The 20,393-nt window shown below is 64.3% G+C and carries 14 protein-coding genes and 2 pseudogenes; 11 read left to right on the forward strand and 5 right to left on the reverse strand.

Translation table 11 applies throughout. From position 1 onward, the window contains the following. Nucleotides 1-14 precede the first annotated feature (14 nt). From ruvC to ACX5I4_RS10945, 7 genes are all read left to right on the forward strand, one after another. The gene (gene ruvC, locus ACX5I4_RS10915; protein WP_078108969.1) at nt 15-593 is read left to right on the forward strand and encodes a crossover junction endodeoxyribonuclease RuvC; all 579 of its coding nucleotides are present in this window, start codon (nt 15-17) and stop codon (nt 591-593) included. A gap of 89 nt (nt 594-682) precedes the next feature. Continuing rightward, entirely contained in the window at nt 683-1,327 is a 645-nt protein-coding gene (gene ruvA, locus ACX5I4_RS10920) for a Holliday junction branch migration protein RuvA (RefSeq protein WP_461836682.1), read from the forward strand. After that, the gene (ruvB, locus tag ACX5I4_RS10925; protein WP_461836683.1) at nt 1,320-2,396 is read left to right on the forward strand and encodes a Holliday junction branch migration DNA helicase RuvB; all 1,077 of its coding nucleotides are present in this window, start codon (nt 1,320-1,322) and stop codon (nt 2,394-2,396) included. Before ruvA ends, ruvB begins: the two co-directional genes overlap by 8 nt. Before the next feature lie 190 nt (nt 2,397-2,586). Further along, a complete protein-coding gene (yajC, locus tag ACX5I4_RS10930) occupies nt 2,587-2,970 on the forward strand; it encodes a preprotein translocase subunit YajC (RefSeq protein WP_461838697.1) in 384 nt (127 codons plus the stop codon). Nucleotides 2,971-3,079: 109 nt separating this feature from the next. Next, nucleotides 3,080-4,834 (forward strand): protein translocase subunit SecD, encoded by a 1,755-nt coding sequence (secD, locus tag ACX5I4_RS10935; RefSeq protein WP_461836684.1) that lies wholly within the window; start codon nt 3,080-3,082, stop codon nt 4,832-4,834. Beyond that, nucleotides 4,834-5,847, forward strand: coding sequence for a protein translocase subunit SecF (gene secF, locus ACX5I4_RS10940; protein WP_461836685.1), 1,014 nt, complete (start codon nt 4,834-4,836; stop codon nt 5,845-5,847). Before secD ends, secF begins: the two co-directional genes overlap by 1 nt. 147 nt (nt 5,848-5,994) lie before the next feature. Beyond that, the gene (locus ACX5I4_RS10945) at nt 5,995-8,388 is read left to right on the forward strand and encodes a RelA/SpoT family protein (protein ID WP_461836686.1); all 2,394 of its coding nucleotides are present in this window, start codon (nt 5,995-5,997) and stop codon (nt 8,386-8,388) included. A gap of 10 nt (nt 8,389-8,398) precedes the next feature. On the opposite strand, the gene ACX5I4_RS10950 is transcribed toward ACX5I4_RS10945, so the two are convergent. The 3 genes from ACX5I4_RS10950 to ACX5I4_RS10960 form a co-directional block, all read right to left on the reverse strand. Beyond that, entirely contained in the window at nt 8,399-9,031 is a 633-nt protein-coding gene (locus ACX5I4_RS10950) for a hypothetical protein (protein ID WP_461836687.1), read from the reverse strand. 93 nt (nt 9,032-9,124) lie between these two features. Beyond that, nucleotides 9,125-10,786, reverse strand: a complete 1,662-nt coding sequence (locus tag ACX5I4_RS10955) for a DUF349 domain-containing protein (RefSeq protein ID WP_461836688.1) — start codon at nt 10,784-10,786, stop codon at nt 9,125-9,127. A gap of 65 nt (nt 10,787-10,851) precedes the next feature. After that, entirely contained in the window at nt 10,852-11,652 is an 801-nt protein-coding gene (locus tag ACX5I4_RS10960) for a peptidylprolyl isomerase (RefSeq protein ID WP_461836689.1), read from the reverse strand. A gap of 207 nt (nt 11,653-11,859) precedes the next feature. Here ACX5I4_RS10960 and hisS point away from each other — a divergent pair, with 207 nt between their 5' ends. The 3 genes and pseudogenes from hisS (at nt 11,860) to ACX5I4_RS10975 (ending at nt 16,033) form a co-directional block, all read left to right on the forward strand. Beyond that, nucleotides 11,860-13,212 (forward strand): histidine--tRNA ligase, encoded by a 1,353-nt coding sequence (gene hisS / locus ACX5I4_RS10965; RefSeq protein ID WP_461836690.1) that lies wholly within the window; start codon nt 11,860-11,862, stop codon nt 13,210-13,212. Nucleotides 13,213-13,357: 145 nt separating this feature from the next. After that, a pseudogene (gene aspS, locus ACX5I4_RS10970) lies at nt 13,358-15,150 on the forward strand (aspartate--tRNA ligase). Nucleotides 15,151-15,262: 112 nt separating this feature from the next. After that, the gene (locus ACX5I4_RS10975; protein WP_461838698.1) at nt 15,263-16,033 is read left to right on the forward strand and encodes a GNAT family N-acetyltransferase; all 771 of its coding nucleotides are present in this window, start codon (nt 15,263-15,265) and stop codon (nt 16,031-16,033) included. A gap of 77 nt (nt 16,034-16,110) precedes the next feature. On the opposite strand, the gene ACX5I4_RS10980 is transcribed toward ACX5I4_RS10975, so the two are convergent. Continuing rightward, nucleotides 16,111-17,715 carry an HNH endonuclease signature motif containing protein gene (locus tag ACX5I4_RS10980; protein WP_461836691.1) on the reverse strand — a complete coding sequence of 535 codons (1,605 nt, stop codon included), beginning with the start codon at nt 17,713-17,715 and terminating at the stop codon, nt 16,111-16,113. Between the two features lie 424 nt (nt 17,716-18,139). Here ACX5I4_RS10980 and ACX5I4_RS10985 point away from each other — a divergent pair, with 424 nt between their 5' ends. Then, on the forward strand, nt 18,140-18,457 hold the full coding sequence (locus ACX5I4_RS10985) for a hypothetical protein (RefSeq protein WP_461836692.1): 318 nt from the start codon (nt 18,140-18,142) through the stop codon (nt 18,455-18,457). Between the two features lie 253 nt (nt 18,458-18,710). Here the strand turns inward: ACX5I4_RS10985 and ACX5I4_RS10990 are convergent. Then, nucleotides 18,711-20,356: pseudogene (locus ACX5I4_RS10990) on the reverse strand (flavin monoamine oxidase family protein). Between the last annotated feature and the right edge of the window lie 37 nt (nt 20,357-20,393).

A 20,393-nucleotide genomic window follows, 5' to 3' on the forward strand; every position in this document is an offset into this window, starting at 1 on the left:
AGGGAGGCCCGGACTTGACTCTTCGCGTATTGGGAGTCGATCCGGGCCTCACCCGTTGCGGCATCGGAGTAGTCGACGTCGAACGGAACCGCCGCGCCACCATGGTGGCCGTCTGCGTCGTGGGAACCTCCCCGGAGCAATCATTGGACCAGCGCCTGCTGGTCATCGCCAAGGCCATCGATGAATGGCTGGACCTGTACAAACCCGACGTGCTTGCGGTCGAACGGGTTTTCTCCCAGTTGAACGTCAGCACGGTCATGGGCGTCGCCCAGGCGTCCGGCGTGGTCATCGCGGCCGCTGCGCGGCGCGGCATCCCGGTGGCGCTCCACACGCCGTCGGAGGTCAAAGCTGCCGTCACCGGAAGCGGCACCTCCAACAAGGAAGCCGTGACGAAACTCATCACCAAAATCCTTCGTCTTGACGCCCCGCCCCGCCCGGCCGACGCCGCGGACGCGTTGGCCCTCGCTGTCACCCACGCGTGGCGGGCCGGCAGCGGTGCCGCAGTTGCTACCACCGGGCCAGGTAGCAGCGCATTGACGCCCGCCCAGCGGGCGTGGGCTGAAGCCGAGGCGAAAGCGCGCCGCGCCCGCTAATTGTCGCCGGCCCTTGCTAGGGTATTCGTAGATATGTTCGGATAGCCCGCCGCGCACCAACGCACGGGCAGTACTTCAGGAGCCGGGTCTTGATCAGTTTTCTCCGCGGAACCGTGGCACACGTCAGTCTCTCCACGGCCGTCATCGATCTCAACGGTGCCGGAATGAGTGTTTACGCCACGCCCCAAACGCTCAGCCACCTGCATGTCGGCGAGGAAGCGAAGCTGTTCACTTCGTTGATCGTCCGGGAGGACTCACTGACGCTCTTTGGTTTCTCGAACGATGACGAACGGGAAGTCTTCGATGTCCTGCTCAGTGTGAGCGGGGTGGGGCCGCGGCTGGCCCTCGCGGTCCTGGCCGTCCATGAGCCCGAAGCGATCCGGGTGGCCGCGCATTCAGGTGACGCCAAGTCATTCACCAAGGTCCCCGGTATCGGGCCGAAGGTGGCAGGCAGGATCGTCCTGGAGCTTGCGGGGAAACTCGTACCTCACGGCACCGCGCCCGGGGCAGCCCCCTCCGTCGCGGCCGAGTCCGTGTGGAAGCCGCAGGTGGTCGCGGCCATGACGAGCCTCGGCTGGTCGGAGAAGGACGCCGCCGGCAGCATCGACAAAGCAATGGCCGATTCCCCGGAACTTGCCGACGCCGGCAACGTCGCCCAGATCCTGCGCGCAACCCTGCGCTGGCTTGGGCAGGACGGGGCCCGCGCCGGAAACCGGGTAGGCAGCCGTGGCTGAACAGTCCTTCGTTACCGGGGGAGAGGAACCCGAAGAGCGCGTCATCGAGGCCGCGCTGCGCCCGAAGAACCTGCACGACTTCGTAGGCCAGCACCGCGTCCGCAAGCAACTCTCGCTCGTGCTGGAAGCCTCCAGGATGCGTGGTCGGAGCGCGGACCACGTCCTGCTTTCGGGCCCTCCAGGGCTGGGCAAGACCACGCTCTCCATGATCATCGCGGCCGAGATGAACGCTCCCTTGCGTATCAGCAGCGGCCCGGCCATCCAGCACGCCGGAGACCTCGCGGCCATCCTCTCCTCGCTTTCTGAAGGCGAAGTGCTCTTCCTTGATGAAATCCACCGGATGTCCCGGCCCGCAGAGGAAATGCTGTACATGGCCATGGAAGATTTCCGGGTGGACATCGTGGTAGGCAAGGGTGCGGGCGCAACTGCCATTCCGCTTGAGTTGCCGCCCTTCACCCTCGTCGGGGCAACCACGAGAGCCGGACTGCTGCCCGGACCGCTGCGTGACCGCTTTGGTTTTACCGGGCACCTGGAGTTCTATTCCGTAGCGGAGCTCGAACTGGTTCTGCGCCGCTCGGCCGGACTGCTTGATCTCAAGGTCAACTCGGCCGGGTTCAGCGAGATCGCGGGCCGTTCCCGCGGAACTCCGCGTATCGCCAACCGGCTTCTGCGCCGTGTCCGGGACTGGGCTTTGGTCCACGGCATCGAACAGATCGATGCCCGTGCCGCCTCCGCCGCGCTCGACATGTATGAGGTGGACCAGCGTGGATTGGACCGCTTGGACCGCGCAGTGCTGGAGGCGCTGATCCTCAAGTTCAACGGTGGTCCCGTGGGGCTGTCCACCCTTGCGATCGCCGTCGGGGAAGAGCCGGAAACCGTCGAGACGGTCGCTGAGCCGTACCTGGTGCGCGAAGGCCTTTTGGGGCGGACGCCGCGCGGCAGGATCGCCATGGCGTCAGCATGGACGCACCTTGGATATGCGGTGCCGGCGGGAGTGTTCGGGCAGGACCCGCTGGCGCTGTTCGAGGACAGCGAAAATGAGGCAGAAAGCATCGAGACCGGCCGCTAGCACGATCCATTCAGCTTAAGCCTCTAGACTGGTATGACACTCGGCACGTTCGAGTCCTTGGTTCTGTGCCCGCCCGTCGGAGCATTGTGCGGCCAAGTGGGGGAAAGCTCCACGGCCGTCGGATCCACCGGGCAGACATAGCCGTGAAACCAAAAACGTAAGTAAAGAACGGAACTTCCCTGTGGATCCAATGACAATCCTGCTGTTTGCCATGCTTGGCGTCTTCATCTTCATGATGTTCCGCCGCAACAAGAAGACGCAGCAACAGCAGGCCAAGCTGCAGTCCCAGTTCGCCCCCGGCGTTGACGTCATGACCAGTTTCGGACTGTTCGGCCGGATCGTCTCGATGGACGACGCTGAGAACAAAGTTGTCCTTGAACTGTCTCCGGGCAACCTCGCCACGGTGCACCGCCAGGCCGTCACCAAGATTGTTGAGCCCGTCGAGGAGGCCTCGGTTGACGTACCGGACGACGCGTCGTCGCTGACGGCCGCAGATGCCGATGCATCGGCGTCCACGGAGACCCCGGAGGAAACCCTCAAGCGCCTCAACGACGAGGGCAAGAAGGACAGCTAGCCCGTACCCGCTTCACCAGCGGGAATAGTCCTACGGCAATGAATCGCCGCCGGCCTGCGCTCACCAGTGCACGTCGGCGGCTGTTCCGTCATCAACAGGAAGATCGAACATGGCACGAACCGGCCACAAAAATGCAGCCCGCAGGGTGCTGATCTGGCTTGTCGCAATATTCGCTGTACTGACAGCAGTCCTCGGTGGCGGCGTTATCACCGGTCATGCAAGCTGGGCACCAAAGCTCGCGCTCGACCTTGAGGGCGGCACTCAAATGATCCTCGCGCCAAAGGTCGAGGGTTCCTCGGGAATCAACGAAGAACAGTTGAACCAGGCTGTGGCGATCATTCGCCAGCGCGTTGACAGCTCAGGCGTTGCCGAAGCGGAAATCACCACGCAGTCCGGCCGAAACGTGGTTGTCAGCCTCCCCGGCACGCCCAGTTCGGAAACCCGCGCCCTGATCCAGGCCTCGGCGGACATGAACTTCCGTCCCGTCATCACCGCGGGCGACCCTGCGGCTGTTCCCGTGGCATCGCGGACGCCGGATGCAAGCCTGCCCAAGCCCACCGCTGCGCCGACCAACGCGAGTGACACCAACTGGGTGACTGCGGATGTCTACAAGGCGTTCGAAGCCTTGGACTGCGCCAATCCGGCCCAGGACAAGCAGCCCCGGTCCGATCCCGCCAAGCCGTTGGTGACGTGCGAGCCCGCAACAGCCACGACCCCTGCCATCAAGTACATCCTTGGTCCGGTTGAAGTGAAGGGCCAGGACATCGTCTCGTCCTCGTTCGATCCCGTTCAGGGCGCCCAGGGCTCCGTCACTAACGCCTGGGGCGTGACCATCACGTTCGACGCCAACGCCACCAAGACCTTCAAAGACGTCACGCAAAGGCTTAACCAGTTCTACGTGGCATCCCAGGCGCAGGGTGGCAATGACCCCAAGGCCCAGTTCGCCATCGTCCTGGATGACCAGGTCATCTCCGCGCCCCGTGCCCTTGCCGTTATCACTGACGGCAAGCCGCAAATCACCGGTAACTTCACCGAAGCATCCGCAAAGGCACTGGCGGACCAGTTGCGGTACGGTGCCCTTCCCATCAGCTTCGACATCCAGTCAGAAGAGCAGATCTCCGCTACCCTCGGTGGCGATCAATTGCGACTGGGACTCATGGCCGGTGTGATCGGCCTCTTGCTCGTGGTGGTCTACTCGCTCTTCCAGTACCGGGCCCTGGGCTTCGTCACTATCGCTTCCCTCGTGGTGGCGGGCGGACTTACCTACCTTGCCATCGCGATTCTTGGCTGGACGGAAAACTACCGCCTCTCGCTTGCCGGTGTGGCGGGCCTGATCGTGGCGATCGGCCAGACCGCCGACTCGTTCATTGTGTATTTCGAACGCATTCGTGACGAACTGCGTGAAGGCAAGGGCCTCGTGTCGGCCGTCGAGAATGGTTGGAAGCGCGCCAAGCGAACCGTACTGGCCTCCAAGGCAGTCAACCTGCTCGCAGCCTTGGTTCTGTACTTCGTTGCTGTTGGAAACGTTCGCGGCTTTGCCTTCACCCTCGGCCTCACTGCGTTGGCAGACCTCCTGGTCGTGTTCATGTTCACGCACCCGACCCTTCAGGTGCTGGCCCGGACCAAGTTCTTCGGCGAAGGCCACCGCTTCTCCGGCCTGGACCCTGAGCGCCTTGGCGCCGTGCCGCTGTACCGCGGCGCGGGCAGGCTCCGGACACCGACGGAAAAGCCCGCCGTCGTGCGCGCCCGCAACACGGGTGCCGCGGCAGAAGCCGAGCGCCGCATGACCATCGCCGAACGCCGGCTTGCCGAAAAGCAGGCGCAGCTGGCTGGTTCTTCCAACGGCACCAAGGAGGAGAAGTAATGACCACGAGCTTCGCTAAATTTGGCAATGAGCTCTACACGGGCAAGCGCTCCTACAACTTCGTCTCGAGCAAGAAGATCTGGTTCATCATCGCCGCAGTAGCAGTGGCGATTTCCATCCTCCTGCCCGTGGTCAAGGGCGGTTACAACCTGGGGATCGATTTCCGGGGCGGCTCCGAGTTCACGGTTTCCAACGTCAAGACGACGGATCCCGGAGTCGGTGAAAAGACTGTTCACAGTGTTGTTTCGAGCGCGATCCCGCGCGTCGCGAACGTCGCTGGCAACACCATGCGGATCCAGACGGACAAACTCAGCGATAACGAGACCATCAAGATCAAGGCTGGCCTGGCGACAGCCTACGGCGTCACCGACAACGAGGTTACCTCAACCTTCATTGGCCCCACCTGGGGCCAGGACGTTACCAAGCAAGCCTTGATTGGCCTCGGGGTGTTCGTGGGCTTGGCAGCTCTTTTGATGGCTTTGTACTTCCGTACCTGGAAGATGTCCGTTTCCGCTCTTGCCGGCATGCTGGTCACGATGTTCACCACGGCAGGCGTCTACTCCTTGAGCGATTTCGAGGTGACGCCGTCGGCGATCATCGGCTTCCTGACGGTTCTCAGCTACTCCCTCTATGACACCGTGGTGGTTTTCGACAAGATCCGTGAAAACACCTCGGACATCGCCACCTCCAGCCGGCGCACTTTTGCCGAGGAGGTCAACCTTGCCGTCAACCAGACCTTGGTGCGCTCCATCAACACCATGATGGTGGCGGTACTCCCTGTCGCCGCGATTCTCTTCATTGGTGCCGGGCTGCTGGGAGCGGGAACACTGCGTGACCTCTCCCTGGCGCTGTTCGTCGGCATCCTGATCGGTACTGCTGCCACGATCTTCATCGCGGCACCGCTCTACGCGTGGCTGCGGCAGAGCGAACCGGAGCTCCAGAAGCAGGCCAAGAAGGTCGCGAACCGACGCGCGGCGGCCGCCAGCTCAAGCTCGGAAACGGCTCCCGTCTAGGCTTGGTTCCTTGGAAAGGGCCGGTCACCGCTGAATTGCGGTGCCGGCCCTTTGCGTTGCTGCCTCCGTCATGTGGGTACCGGTTCTTGGACAGGTCACCAGCGGGAATAGACTGGGAGAATTAAGTCAGTCGTGAGAGGTGCTTTTGTGGAGGAACGTACGACGTCGGCGCCACCGGCGGGCGGGGAGGACGGCCTGAGCCGCGTGACCGGTACCGCTTCTGCAGCTACGGGCAGCACCTCGGGCGGTGTCCCCGTGGACAGTCCAGGCGTGCGCCCGACGTTTCCCGGACGGCGCGAACGGACGCGCTCCAGGCTGGCGAAGCTGACAGGACGCGGCGCGAGCACCTATTCGCCCATCCTGGAACCGCTTCTGCGGACAGTCAGGGCGAACAACCCCAAGGAAGACCTCGACCTCATCCAACGGGCCTTCACCGTAGCCGAGCGCAGCCATCAAGGGCAGAAGCGCAAGAGCGGTGATCCGTACATCACCCACCCCGTGGCAGTGGCCACGATCCTGGCCGAACTCGGGCTCACCGGCACCACTCTGGCCGCTGCACTCTTGCACGACACTGTGGAGGACACTCCTTACACCCTCGCTGACTTGACACGTGACTTCGGCCCCGAGGTCGCGATGCTCGTGGACGGCGTCACCAAGCTGGACAAGGTTCAATTCGGTGAGGCCGCGCAGTCCGAGACTGTCCGCAAGATGGTCGTGGCCATGGCCAAGGATATCCGCGTGCTGATGATCAAGCTCGCGGACCGCCTGCACAACGCACGCACGTGGCGATTCGTTTCCGCTGAATCGTCTGCCCGCAAAGCGCGTGAAACGCTCGAGATCTTTGCGCCCCTGGCCCACCGCCTCGGCATGAACACCATCAAGTGGGAACTCGAGGACCTTTCGTTCGCCGCCTTGTACCCGAAGGTGTACGAGGAGATTGTACGGATGGTGGGGGACCGCACTCCGGAGCGCGAGAAGAGCTTGAGCGTCATCCGCAACCAGATTGCCGAAGACCTTCGCGTTGCCCGGATCAAGGCAACCATCACCGGCCGGCCCAAGCACTATTACTCGATCTACCAAAAGATGATTGTCCGGGACAAGGACTTCGACGACATCAACGACCTCATGGGCGTGCGTGTCCTGGTGGACTCCGTCCGTGATTGTTACGCAGCTCTTGGCACCTTGCATTCGCGCTGGAACCCCCTGCCTGGGCGGTTCAAGGACTACATTGCCATGCCGAAGTTCAATATGTACCAGTCCTTGCACACCACTGTCATCGGGCCCGGCGGCAAGCCCGTCGAGATACAGATTCGTACGCACGAGATGCATCGTCGTGCCGAGTATGGCGTGGCGGCTCACTGGAAGTACAAGGACCAGCCCAACCGGACAGCTGTAGGCCCGGGAAGCCCCAAAGACGGCGACATGGGCTGGTTGCGTTCCCTGGTCGACTGGCAGCAGGAAACGTCGGATCCAGGCGAGTTCCTGGATTCCCTGCGTTTTGAGATCAATGCCCGTGAGGTGTTCGTTTTCACCCCCAAGGGCGAGGTCATGGCCCTTCCCGCAGGCTCCACGCCGGTGGACTTCGCTTACGCAGTCCATACCGAGGTGGGGCACAGGACCATCGGCGCGCGTGTCAACGGAAAGCTCGTGCCGCTCAACAGCGAACTCAATCATGGCGACTGGGTGGAGATTTTCACTTCCAAGGCCGAGGGCGCAGGTCCGAGCCAGGACTGGCAGCATTTCGTCAAGAGCGCGCGGGCCCGCAATAAGATCCGGCAATGGTTCAGCAAGGAACGCCGCGAAGAGGCCATCGATCGCGGCAAGGACCAGCTCACGCGGGCCATGCGCAAGCAGAACCTGCCCCTGCAGCGCCTCATGACGCATGACGCCCTGTCCACAGTGGCAGAGGAATTCCACTACGTTGATATTTCGGGCCTCTACGCCGGCGTAGGTGATGGGCACACCTCGGCCCAGTCCGTCATGGAAAAGCTCATGGAGCACCTTGGTGGCCATGAAACGCCCGATGAGGACTTGGACGAAGTCAGCATTCCCTCGCAACTTCAGAAGACGAAGTACTCGGACTCCGGCGTCATTGTCCGGGGAGTCGGGGATGTCTGGGTCAAGCTGGCCCGCTGTTGTACGCCTGTCCCGCCTGATCCGATCCTGGGCTTCGTGACCCGCGGCTCGGGCGTGTCGGTGCACCGCACGGACTGTACGAACGTCTCGGATCTCCGCGACCAGCCGGACCGCATCGTCGAAGTCGAATGGGCTCCCACCCAGTCCAGCGTCTTCCTGGTTGAAATCCAGGTGGAAGCACTGGACCGGAAGTCGTTGCTCTCGGATGTCACCCGCGTGCTCTCGGAGAACCATGTCAACATTCTGGCGGCTTCCGTGCATACCTCCAGCGATCGTGTGGCCATCTCCCGCTTCGCCTTCGAAATGGGAGATCCGAAGTACTTGCACCATGTACTCAGTGCCGTGCGCAGAATCGATGGCGTCTTCGATGTTTACAGGACCACGGGCAACCGCCGGAGAAGCTGAACCGTAGAACTTAGGCCGCCGGCTCGGGTGGGAGCGTCCCAGGCTCAAGCGATAGCGCAGCGAGCTTGCGCAGCGCGGACTTCTTGTGGGGGACCCTCGGGGACGCCTCCACGGCGAGGGTCAGGAGCCGCAGGCGGACGCCGAGTTCATCCTGGGACAGCAGCATTCGTAGGGCTGGCAGGGCCCTGTCCGCTTCGACATGCAAGGCCACGTCCACGGCCGTCCGCAGCGGACTGGTCACCAGCAGCCCTCCGATGCTGACCACATCCAGTTGGCCCAAGCGGACTTCGTGCAGAATGCAGCCACGAGCCGAGCGCACGCTCGATACACGGTGTTTCGCATCCACCAGGAGCGAGAGCCTCTCGGGGGCATCGGCGCAACCGTAGATCCAGGCCGCCGTCATCCGGCCCGCAATGACTTTCCGGCGGATGCGATCCGGAACCACCAAGGCGGCTGCGCGGGCGCGCAGCCGAGGCGTGACAGCCAGCCCAGGCGAGGTAAAGCTTTTCTCGAAGAGCGGCGTGAGCACGCCGTCGGCGGCCATTGATTGAAGCTCGGCCCACGTGAACAGCGGGCTCGGCGCGTACAGCTCCTGGGCGGGGAAGTCCTGCAGCTGTTGCGGGGGAGGGAATCCGGAGGCCATTCAGCAATCATCGCGTGGCTGCCGCAACGAAAACAGGCCCCGTTCCGGTTATGTGGATAACCGGAACAGGGCCTGTTGGTTCAAGCTGTGCTACTAGGCGAGGTCGCTGGCCGAGCGCTGGATCTGGTCGAGCCAAGCCTCGCGGGCCTCAAGGGCTTCGCGGGCAACCTTGATGCGGCGCTGATCCCCGGCCTTTTCCGCCTTTTCGAGGTCTTCCTTCAGTCCGGCGATGGCGGCTTCCAGCTGTGACAGGGCGCTGTTGGTGCGGGCCTTGGTCTCCGGGTTGCTTCGGCGCCACTTGTCGTCTTCCGCTTCCCTGACGGCGTCCTCGACCTTGCGCAGGCCGGCTTCAATCCTGCCCATGTCGGCGCGGGGCACCTTTCCGGCTTCTTCCCAGCGGTCACGGACGGACTGAAGGGCCTTCTTGGCGGCGTTCAGATCCGTGATCGGCAGCAAGGCTTGGGCCTCCGCGATCAGCTCTTCCTTGACGGCAAGGTTGGCCGTGTACTGCTGGTCAATCTCATCATTGGCGGCCTGGCGGTTGCTGAAGAAGACGTCCTGGGCGGCGCGGAAGCGTAGCCAGAGGGCGTCGTCGTCCTTGCGGCTCGCGCGAGGCGTAGCCTTCCACTGGTCCATGAGGCGGCGGTATTCGCCGGCCGCGAAACCCCAGTCCGTGGAGCTGGAGAGGGCTTCGGCCTCGACAATCAGCTGTTCCTTGGCAACCTTTGCAGCCGAGTTGGTGCTGTCCAACTGGGAGAAGTAGGCGCGGCGGTGGCGGTCAAACACCGTGCGGGCCGAGCGGAACCGCTTCCAAAGGGCGTCCTCGTTGCTGCGCCCAAGCCGGATGCCGTTCTTCTGGGCCGTCTTCCAGCTTTCGAAGAGTTCGTTCATCCGGGCGCTGGACGTCTTCCACTGGACCTGGGACGGATCCTGGGACGCAATGGATTCGGCTTCTGCAACGATCGCTTCGCGTGCGGCGAGTTCGGCTGCGCGAGCGGCGTCATGCGCGGCTTTCTCGGACTTCTCCAGTTCAGAAATCTGTCCGGCCAAGGCGTCGAGTCGGGTTTCCGCCGTGCGGATGTCGCCCACCATGTTGCGCTCAGCCAGCTGCTCGCGCAGGTGGTCCACCGTCTTCTGCATGTCCGTGGCCGGCGCCTTGGACTCCACACGGTGTTCCATCAGGACGATCTGCGCGACGACGTCCTCGTACTTCCGGGCGAAGTAGGCCAACGCCTCGTCAGTGCTCACGCCTGGGTACTGTCCCACCGGCTGCTCTTCGCCGTCGATAGTCAGGAAGACGTGCCCGTCACCCTCGGCGCGCCCCCACTTGGCGGCCTCAGCGAGCGACACTGCGGTGGGTTGGGCAGCCGGGGCAGCCGGAATCACGCTCGCTGCGGCCTTCGGACGAGCAGCAAAAGCTGCCGGAGACGGCGCGTGCGAGGGGGCTGGACGTGGCGCCGGAGAAGGAGGCTTCGGTGCGGACACAGCGGCTTCCTCTGCCGGAGCAGCGGGTTCCACGCTGGTTTCGGCGGACACGGCGGCTTCGTCTGCCGGAGCAGCGGGTTCCACGGCGGTTTCGGCGGACACGGCGGCTTCGTCTGCCGGAGCAGCGGGTTCCACGCCGGTTTCGGCGGACACGGCGGCTTCGTCTGCCGGAGCAGCTGATTCGACGCCGGTTTCGGCGGCTTCCGGTGCCTGAATTTCTTCTTCGTTGGCCACTACTGCAGTTTCGTCGGATTTCTGACTGTCTGTCACCGCTAAAAGTCTTTCGCTTGGAGGGATTACTAAGGTAAGGCGCCGTGGACCGTTGTCCGGGCTGTTTACTTCAGAGAAAACGAGTCTATCGTGACAGGTGCCACAGGGGCGCCGTCCGTGGCGCTGGTGCCCGGATTTATGCCCGCCTGGGCAATCTTCGTCACAACATCCATGCCGCTCGTCACCTTGCCTACGATCGTGTACCCGCCGGCAGAATCCGGCGGAATGACGGTGTCCTTGTACACGATGAAGAACTGATGCCCGTTGCCGTAGGCGTTGTTGCCCGTTCGTGCGACGGCGATGGTTCCGGCCGGGTATTTGTTGTCGGCGGGCGTGTTCTCCAGTGGTCCCCAATGGAAGTTGGGGTCATCGGTGGTGTTGGCGCCCTTGGTACCGCATTGCAGAACCGCGAAGTTGTCACTAGTGGTCAGTCGAGGACACTTGAGCCCGCTGTAGTAAGCCGCGTCCGTGAGGGATTTGTACACGGCGGCGGCCTGGGGAGCCGTGGTGCCGTCCAGTTCGACTCCGACAGTTCCGCCGTTGAGGCTCAGTTGGCCAGTGAAAGTCTTGCCTGCCGCGGTGTCCGCTTTGGGAATGTCCGCACTGTTCGTGGCCGCGGCCGAAGGTGACGCCGACGGCGAGCTCAGCCCGGCCTGCGCCGCTGCGAACTCCGATTCGCTCGGGTTCGAGTTGAACACGGTGAGTTGAAGTACGACGGCGGCGATCAGTGCGGCGGCACCCACACCGGCGGCGATCACATTGTCCCGGCGGCGCCGCTTGCCCTGCGCACGCCGAAGCTCGCGCTTGGCTTCCATCTGCCTGATGCGCCGTTTGGCTTCACGGTTGTCCCGCGGCCTTGTAGCCAAGAGTCCTCCTGGTTGTCTGGACAAGCTTCCATCGCAGGCAACCAAGCTAAGCGCCTGCATTAGATGTGCAGGCGCCGAAAGCATAAACTGGCTGCCGCACATAGTTTATGCATGACTGGCTGGACGTCCGCCCATCCTGAGCCGAATCGGCCCATGGTTCTTTGAGGCAGCTCCGGCCCGCGCAATCATTGAGGAGAAAATTCCACCATGGCTCGTACCGCCTCCCTGTCCGGATTCCCCGAGTGGCTTCCCCAGGAGCGGTTGGTGGAACTGCATGTGCTGGATACCTTGCGCAAGACCTTCGAACTTCACGGTTTCTCATCCATCGAAACCCGTGCTGTTGAAACGGTCGGCCAGCTCTTGCGCAAGGGCGAGATCGACAAAGAGGTCTACGGCCTGAGTCGCCTGCAGGAAGATGAGGATGCCGGCGAGGGCGGAAAGTCGGACAAGGCGGATCCCAACGCGTTGGCCCTCCACTTCGACCTCACAGTGCCGTTCGCTCGTTATGTCGTGGAGAACGCGGGTTACCTCGCTTTCCCGTTCCGCCGCTACCAGATCCAGAAGGTGTGGAGGGGGGAGCGTCCGCAGGAAGGCCGCGCCCGCGAGTTCACGCAAGCCGATATCGACGTCGTGGGCGACGGCGAACTGCCGTTCCGCTACGACGTCGAGATTGCGCTCGTGATCGCCGAAGCACTGAGTGCGCTTCCCATTCCGGACTTCCGCCTGCGCATCAACAACCGCAAGTTGGCTGAAGGCTTCTACCGCGGCATCGGCCTCACCGATACCGCCGGGGTGCTTCGCAGCATCGACAAGCTTGAGAAGATCGGCGACGCGAAAGTCGCCGAACTGCTCAAGAACGAGCTTGGCGCCACGGATGAGCAGGCGGCACTTGCCTTGAAGCTCGCGAGCATTCGCACGGAGGACACCTCCTTTGTAGCCCAGGTCCGCGCCCTCGGTGTTACGGACGAACTGCTGGAAGAAGGACTCAGCGAGCTCGAACAAGTCATTGAGGCTGCGGTGCAGCGCGCCCCCGGCAAGGTTGTTGCCGACCTCAGCATCGCCCGCGGCCTGGACTACTACACCGGGACCGTCGTCGAAACCGTCCTGGTGGGACACGAGCAACTCGGTTCCATCTGTTCCGGCGGCCGCTACGACGCCCTCGCCAGCAAGGGCAACCGTAAGTTCCCCGGCGTTGGCCTCTCGATCGGCGTGACCCGCCTCGTCTCCCGCATCCTGAGCCAGGAATTCGCGACGGCGACTCGCTCGGTGCCCACCGCAGTGCTTGTGGCCCTGAACAACGACGACAGTTGGTCCGCGGCCCAGGACGTCGCGGCCCAGCTGCGCGGGCGGGGGATCGCAACCGAGGTTGCGGCCAAGGCCGAGAAGTTCGGCAAGCAGATCAAGTTCGCTGATCGCCGCGGCATTCCTTTCGTCTGGTTCACGGACGACGACGGCAAGCACCAAGTGAAGGACATCCGCACCGGCGAACAGGTGGACGCGGATCCCGCCAGCTGGGAGCCGTCCGCCGAGGACCTCCACGTCCGCATTACCACCCGCTAGGCGCGAACCGGCGCCCGCGGGCGGGTAACCGGCCGGCGCAACGGGTTGGGGCTGCGTCCGGTGGGACGACGCTCCATCCGTACGGGTAAACTCGAACGGGATCGTTTTGTCATGATCCGCTGAAAATCATGTTGAAAGGAATGCTGTGCTGCGCACACATGACCTCGGATCCTTGCGTTCCGAGCACATTGGACAGACCGTTACCCTGGCAGGCTGGGTAGGCCGCCGCCGCGATCACGGTGGCGTGGCCTTCGTTGATCTGCGTGACGCGTCCGGTGTCGCCCAGGTGGTTGTCCGCGAGGAAGAGGTCTTCCACGGCCTGCGCAACGAATACGTGCTGCAGATCGTGGGCACCGTCAGCAAGCGTCCCGAGGGCAACGAGAACCCGCACCTCGCCACAGGTGAGATCGAGGTCATCGCTGAGAAAGTGGTGATCCTCAACACCTCGGACCCGCTGCCGTTCCAGATCGACGAGCACGTGGAGGTCGGAGAGGAAGCGCGCCTCAAGCACCGCTATCTTGACCTGCGCCGCCCGGGCCCCGCCCACAATCTGCGCCTGCGTTCCGAGGCTAACCGCGTGGCCCGTGAACTGCTCCACCAGCAGGGCTACGTGGAGATCGAAACCCCCACGCTGACCCGCTCGACGCCGGAAGGCGCCCGTGACTTCGTGGTTCCGGCGCGTTTGGCGCCGGGTTCCTGGTACGCGCTTCCGCAGTCGCCGCAGCTTTTCAAGCAGCTGCTCCAGGTTGGCGGTTTCGAAAAGTACTACCAGATCGCCCGTTGCTACCGCGACGAAGACTTCCGCGCGGACCGCCAGCCGGAATTCACCCAGCTCGACATCGAAGCCAGCTTCGTCGAACAGGACGACATCATTGAGCTCGGCGAAAGCATCGTCAAGGCACTGTGGAAGCTGATCGACGTCGAGATCCCGACGCCGATCCGTCGTATGACCTACCACGAGGCAATGGCCAAGTACGGCTCCGACAAGCCGGACCTGCGCTTCGGCCTGGAACTCACCGAATTGACGGAGTTCTTCAAGGACACGAACTTCGGTGTGTTCAAGGCGCCCTACGTTGGCGCGGTCGTCATGCCCGGCGGAGCCTCGCAGGCCCGCCGCGCGCTGGATGCCTGGCAGGAGTGGGCCAAGCAGCGTGGCGCCAAGGGTCTTGCCTATGTGTTGTTCAAGGAAGACGGCGAGCTCACGGGTCCGGTTGCCAAGAACCTCACGGACACCGAGCGTGCCGGACTGGCCGACGCCGTGGGCGCCAAGCCCGGCGACTGCATCTTCTTCGCCGCCGGCGAGAAGTCCCCGTCCCGCGCCCTGCTGGGCGCTGCCCGCGTCGAGATCGGCCACCGCACCGGCCTGATCGATCCCAAGGATTGGGCTTTCGTCTGGATCGTGGACGCTCCGATGTTCGAACCCGCAGCCGCAGCTGTCGCCTCGGGTGACGTCGCAGTGGGTGGCGGACAGTGGACGGCCCTGCACCACGCCTTCACTTCTCCGAAGCCCGAGTTCCTGGACTCGTTTGACAAGGACCCTGAATCGGCGCTGTCCTACGCGTACGACATCGTGTGCAACGGCAACGAAATTGGCGGCGGATCCATCCGTATCCACGAGAGCGATGTCCAAGAGCGTGTTTTCGAGCTCATGGGCTTGGACAAGGAAGACGCGCAGACCAAGTTCGGCTTCCTCCTTGAAGGATTCAAGTACGGTGCACCTCCCCACGGTGGCATGGCCTTCGGTTGGGACCGTGTGGTGGCCCTGCTGGCTGGCGTGGACTCGATCCGCGACGTCATCGCCTTCCCGAAGTCCGGGGGCGGCTACGACCCCCGACCGCCGCTCCTGCGCCCATCACCGCGCAGCAGCGCAAGGAGGCCGGCGTTGACTTCAAGCCTGAGGCAAAGACGCAGGCAGCTCAGGCAGCCAAGTCGGAGTAGCTGGAAACCCAGTAGCTGGAAACCCTAGTAGCAAGCAGAGGGCCCCCGCAATTGCGGGGGCCCTCTGCGTAGCATGACGGCGACTGATTGAGGAGGACGCGTGGCCCAGGAGATGAGCCTCGGATTGATTGAGGGGCTGATGGACCAGGCATGGCCGGCCCATGACCGCGAAGAAACCGGGGGGTGGGTCATGCGCGCGGCGGGAGGCGTCACGCAACGGGCAAACTCGGTCTGGCCCAAGGAACAGGCCTCTGACCACGAATCAGCAATCCGGGCCGCGACCCAGTGGTATCGCTCGCGACGCCTCCCGTTGATCTTCCAGATTTTCGAGGACGAACGCAGTGCGGGGCTCAACGCTGTGCTTGATACGCAACGGTTCACCCGGCAGTCTGAAACGCTGATCATGGTTCGGCCGGCCGGCGAGCTTTCCGGGACATCGCACGGCGACCTGGCTGCCGCCGTCGAGATCTCCGACCAGCCGTCCGAAGAGTGGCTCCGCCTGTGGTGGTCGGTGGACGGGCGCGGGGGAGGCTCCGAGCTGGAAATTGCGCAGAGCATCCTTGTGTCTTGCCCCTCCCTCTACGCTCTCGTGAGGGACGACGACGGCGCCCCGGCCGCCGTCGGACGCCTCGCCTTGGTGGAGGGCCGGGGTGGTGTCTATTGCATGGCCACGACGGCCCAGCACCGCCGCCGTGGCTACGGGCGACAAGTGCTCGACGCACTTCTTACGGCCGGCAAACGCCGAGGCGTATCGGAGTTCTGGCTACTGGTGATGGCCTCGAATACCGGCGCCCAGGCTCTATACGACGGCGCCGGCTTCGCAGAGCACGGCAGGTACGTCTACCGGCAGGCACGGCCGCAGCGGGCGTTGTCGGGCTGCTAGGAGGCGCGGGCAAGCTGCGCCGTCACTGGAGCATCCGGAGTCGGGAGCCTGCGTCCCCTGTATGAAGAGTTGGGTGTTCAGACGTTTTGGAACACCAAGCCTTCCGCGGCCGGGCCGTTCGGGGGCGCGGGCCGGCCCGGATCGTCGGTGTCGGTGCCGGGCCATGGGTGTGCGGCTGTGAAGGAGTGCCAGTCCGGGAAGGGATCCGGGGGCAGTTCCGGTTCGGGTTCCTGGCCGGGCTGCCTGGGCGGGTTTTGGTCCGGGGGCGTGTCGGTGACCTGGAGGTGGTGTGGCCAGTGGGGTGGTTCCCAGTCCTGGTGTTCGCTGGGGTAGTGCCGTTGTGAGGGTGATGTCCAGCCCGGTGGGTGGTCTTTGCTGGCCTGGGTGGGGGTCCATCCGGAGTGGTGTTTGAGGCGGTGGTGTTTGGGGCAGGGTTGGCCGAGGTTGGAGATGCCGGTGGTGCCGCCGTCGGCCCAGGCCAGGAGGTGGTCTGCTTGGTTGTCCAGGGAGTGGTTGTTGCAGCCGGGGAAGGGGCATTTGCCGTCGCGGAGCCGGAGCCATTGGCGCTGGGCTGTGGTGAGGCGGTAGCTGGTGCGTCCGATTTCCAGCGGGGCGCCGTCGCGGGGGTCGGTCAGGACGCGGTGGAAGGAGTCGGCGCCGTCGGCGATGAGCCGGCGGGCCATGGAGGCCGGGATCGGCCCGTGCCCGTCCAGCATGGCCGGTTCCTCGGTGGCGCCCAGCAGGGACAGGACGGGGACGGTGACCAGGACCTGCGCCCTCGGGGACGGAACGCGCCCCGCCCGCCCCAGTCCCGTGCCGTCGTCGGGCATTCCGTCGGTGTTGTTGGTGCCGGTGTGGTTGGTGAGGAGCCAGGTGGCGGTGATGTCGGCGCGGAGCTGGGCGAGGGTCCGGGTTTCGTGGGGGCCTTGGAGGGCGCGGGCGGCGGCGGTGGTGCGTTCCCAGATCCCGGCGGCGGTGTCTGCGGGGAGGTGGGCGGAGATCCATGCCATGCCGTCGCGGTCGGGGTGGTATTCGACGCGCCGGTCCCGGGCTTTGGTGGTGTGGCGTTCTTCGATGCTGACGGGGTGGTGGCGTTCGCGCCAGGTGCGTGCCTTGGTGCGGAACCGGGAGGGGACGAGGTCCCCGGCCGGGCACCCGCGGGCGGGGTTGGGTGCGTCGGGGTCCAGGAAGTGCGCTTCCAGGCCGGCTGCTCCGGCGGGATCCAGGCCGCCGGTTTCGTCGACGATGATCCGGGCGTGCTGCCAGGAGATCGTCCCGGACTGAAGGGCGGCCAGTGTCAGCGGCAGCCAGGTTGTCAGGGCCTGGCTTTCGGAGAGGAAGGCTGCGGCGGTCCGTTCGCTGACGGTCAGGACACAGGCCACCTCGGCGAGCAGGGCAAGCTCCTGGGCGGTGGACTCCTGCGGTGAGGCGGCCGGTGCCGCCAGGGCCGTGGCTGCCTGGACATATTCCGCGGCGAGCTTCGCCTTCAGCGCGGCGGTCCGGGCTTCCAGCCGGGCGACTTCGGCGAGGCCGTCCAGGCAATCATCGGCCAGATCCCGGAGCGGGTCGGTGCTTTCGGAGGAACCGGCGTCCCCGGTGAAGGCGGCCAGCGCGGCAGCGGACACGGCAACGGCCTCCACGGCCGCCCTGCTGTCCGCACTCCACGCTGTCCTTCCATCCATACCCACAGCATCGCAGGAGGCACCGACAATATAGTTTCTCCACCACGTTGCTGTCGCAAATTTGTCACCCTGTAGCCCAAGGATTGGGCGCCGTGAATAGGGTGCCATGGCTAGGCTGTGAATCGTGGTTTCCAAACGAAAAACCAAGCTGGCTGCGGGTAGTTCACTGCTGGTCGTGCTGGCTGTTTGGGTTAGTGCCGGGTGCGATGACGGCAATCCGGACACCGGGTCCTCAAGCCGCGCAATTGAGACGGGTCCTGCCGGTGCCGGCAGGACGGGAGCATCGGCGGCTGTCTCCCCGTCGGGAACCGCCATCGTCACCTGTAGTTCTGCCAGGGCAGTGCCGCCAAGGGAAGGTTCTTCCACGGATCTTGTCGTCGGACCCCTTCTTTACCCCGGCTTTGATCATGGATACAACCTCACGATGAACCCGCCGGATCAGGACGGAATCCGCTTTTTCAAAGTGGGCACCCACCTGGTCAATGGTTCGGTTGTGACCGTATCCGTTGCACCCGAGGCGGAAGCTTACGCGGGGATCAAAACGGAAACCGGCTCTCCGTCCGGGTTCACGGCGGTGACTTACGAAAGCTGCCCGGCCAGTCAGCAGGGGTCGATCTGGTGGGTCGGAGGATTCGCTCTCATCGGCCGTGAAACTGCCTGCCTTCCACTCGATATTCAAGTCAAGGGCGAGTCCATGTCCAGGAGGATCACGATCCCACTGGGTATGGGAGGTTGTCAGTAGATTGCCGGAGGTCGGGCTCACTACGCCGGCGCGGTGCTCATCGGAAAGCCTGTAAGCCGGGCCCCAAGGCCACGGCTCACCTTGTTGAAGTCGAGCAAGTACTCATCGAGAAGAAGCAAGAATTTCTCATGCCGGCCAATGCCGTCGCTCGGGTCAGTGCACGACCCCGGCAGGCACCGGACCGGCGCCCGGAGAGGGATTGGGCAGCCCGGGGCCCCTCCGGGCGGTGCCGACCTGGGTCTCGCAGGACGGCTTAGGGGAGTCGGATGGGTTTCAGTTCTTCGAAACGGTCGCCGGGGCCGGGGTTGTCCACGGGGGTCTTCCCGCCCAGCTGGTTCATGACTCCCCACACGGCGTTGAGGCCCGTGGTAACGGCTCCGTCGGCCCAGCCGCCGGTCCAGGAAACGTCGTCGCCTGCAAGGAAGATGCCGCGGTGTTCGGGCAGGTGGCCTTCCTGCATGAAGTGGGTGTAGAGCCGTTCTTGGTAGCGGTAGTGGCCGGGGAGGTTGTCGCTGAAGGCGCCCATGAAGTTGGGATCGTCCTCCCATGAGACCGTGATGGGATCACCGACGATGTGCGAGGCGATGTCCACCGTGGGGTAAATCTGTTTGAGGGAGTGCAGCATGAGCCGGACCCGTTCGTCGGCATCCAAGGGTAGCCACTTCAGGGCGTCGTCGTTCCAGGTGTAGGACAGGCAGATCAGGGCAGGCTGATCCGGGCCGTTGTCCAAGAGGTAGGTTCCGCGGGTGAGCCTGTCTGTCAGGGTAGTGCTCATGACCTGGCGTCCGGTTTCGGGGTCGATGTCTTTCCAGAACGGCCGGTCGACGACTACGAAGGTCTTGGAAGACTGCATGTAGTGGCTGCGTTCGATCGCAGTCCAGAGCTTGTGGCTGAAGAGTGATTCGTCGACGTCGATGCGCGCCGATAGCAACCAGCTCTGGCACGTGGCGATGACCGCCGGGTATTCGGTCGTTCGTCCCCAGCGGTCCGTGACGGCGATGTCGCCGGGGGCGCCGCCGTCGTTCTTCACGCGCGCGACGGCGGCGACGGCCGCGCGGGGGTGGCCCCCGTGCAGCGACGCCAGGCTGGTGCCGGCCTGCCAATGGGCCAGGTTTTCGGGAGTGTGGTTCCAGAGCCGCTCCGGGAGAAGCTGGGCGCCGCCGATGATCCGGTGCTGCTCGGCGTCGGCGTCCACGTAGACCACGCGGAGGATTTCGAGGAACGAGTCCGGGAAGTTGGTGTCCCAGCCGCCGGTGCCGAAGCCGACCTGGCCGAAGGCCTCCCGATATTCGAACGGCAGCGCGGAGAAGGCCTTGGAGGTGGCGAGGTAGCCGGAGAAGGAGACGTCGTCGAACTTCGGGACCAGCTCGTTCCAGAGCGTCTTGATGGTGGCCAGATCGCGGTTCCGGATGGCTTTCTGCATCGCCGTGAAGTGGGCGCGCTCCTCGACGCAGTCGTCCCAGGCGGCAGCGACATCGCCAAAGAACTGCGGAAGATCCGCGGCGGTTTCGGCGTAGTGCGCTTGGCCGCCAAGTTCGATCACGGTGCTGCCCGCTGCTGGGGTGAGCGGATTGGGGAACGGCTGGGTTTCGATCCCGACCTTGTCGGCGTAGTGGAAGAAGGACCGCCCCGAGCGGGGAAGCGCATGCCGCCGAGGTCCGCCACGGGGCCGGACTGCCCAGGCTGGGTCCCGCCGCGGAGGCGTCCACCGATCCTCGAGGATTCGTAGATGACTGGTTTGAGGCCCATTTTCATGAGTTCGTAGGCGGCAACCAGTCCGGAAAGACCGGCGCCGATGATGGCCACTTCGGTGCCGTGCATGGCTTCCGGGACGCCGCCGATCCCCGCCGGGTGGGCGAGGAAGTCATCGTACGGAAACGGGAAATCCGGGTTGAGCATGGTGATCGGAGCGGTTGCGGTTGCGGGCGCGGATGCA

The organism is Arthrobacter sp. MMS24-S77, assembly GCF_054888235.1.

Coding starts and splice junctions, on each gene's coding strand:
- ACX5I4_RS10950 (WP_461836687.1), bottom strand. CDS start 9,031: ATGGCCTCCGGATTCCCTCCCCCGCAACAGCTGCAGGACTTCCCCGCC.
- secD (WP_461836684.1), top strand. CDS start 3,080: ATGGCACGAACCGGCCACAAAAATGCAGCCCGCAGGGTGCTGATCTGG.
- yajC (WP_461838697.1), top strand. CDS start 2,587: ATGACAATCCTGCTGTTTGCCATGCTTGGCGTCTTCATCTTCATGATG.
- hisS (WP_461836690.1), top strand. CDS start 11,860: ATGGCTCGTACCGCCTCCCTGTCCGGATTCCCCGAGTGGCTTCCCCAG.
- ACX5I4_RS10985 (WP_461836692.1), top strand. CDS start 18,140: ATGAACCCGCCGGATCAGGACGGAATCCGCTTTTTCAAAGTGGGCACC.
- ACX5I4_RS10975 (WP_461838698.1), top strand. CDS start 15,263: ATGAGCCTCGGATTGATTGAGGGGCTGATGGACCAGGCATGGCCGGCC.
- secF (WP_461836685.1), top strand. CDS start 4,834: ATGACCACGAGCTTCGCTAAATTTGGCAATGAGCTCTACACGGGCAAG.
- ACX5I4_RS10980 (WP_461836691.1), bottom strand. CDS start 17,715: ATGGATGGAAGGACAGCGTGGAGTGCGGACAGCAGGGCGGCCGTGGAG.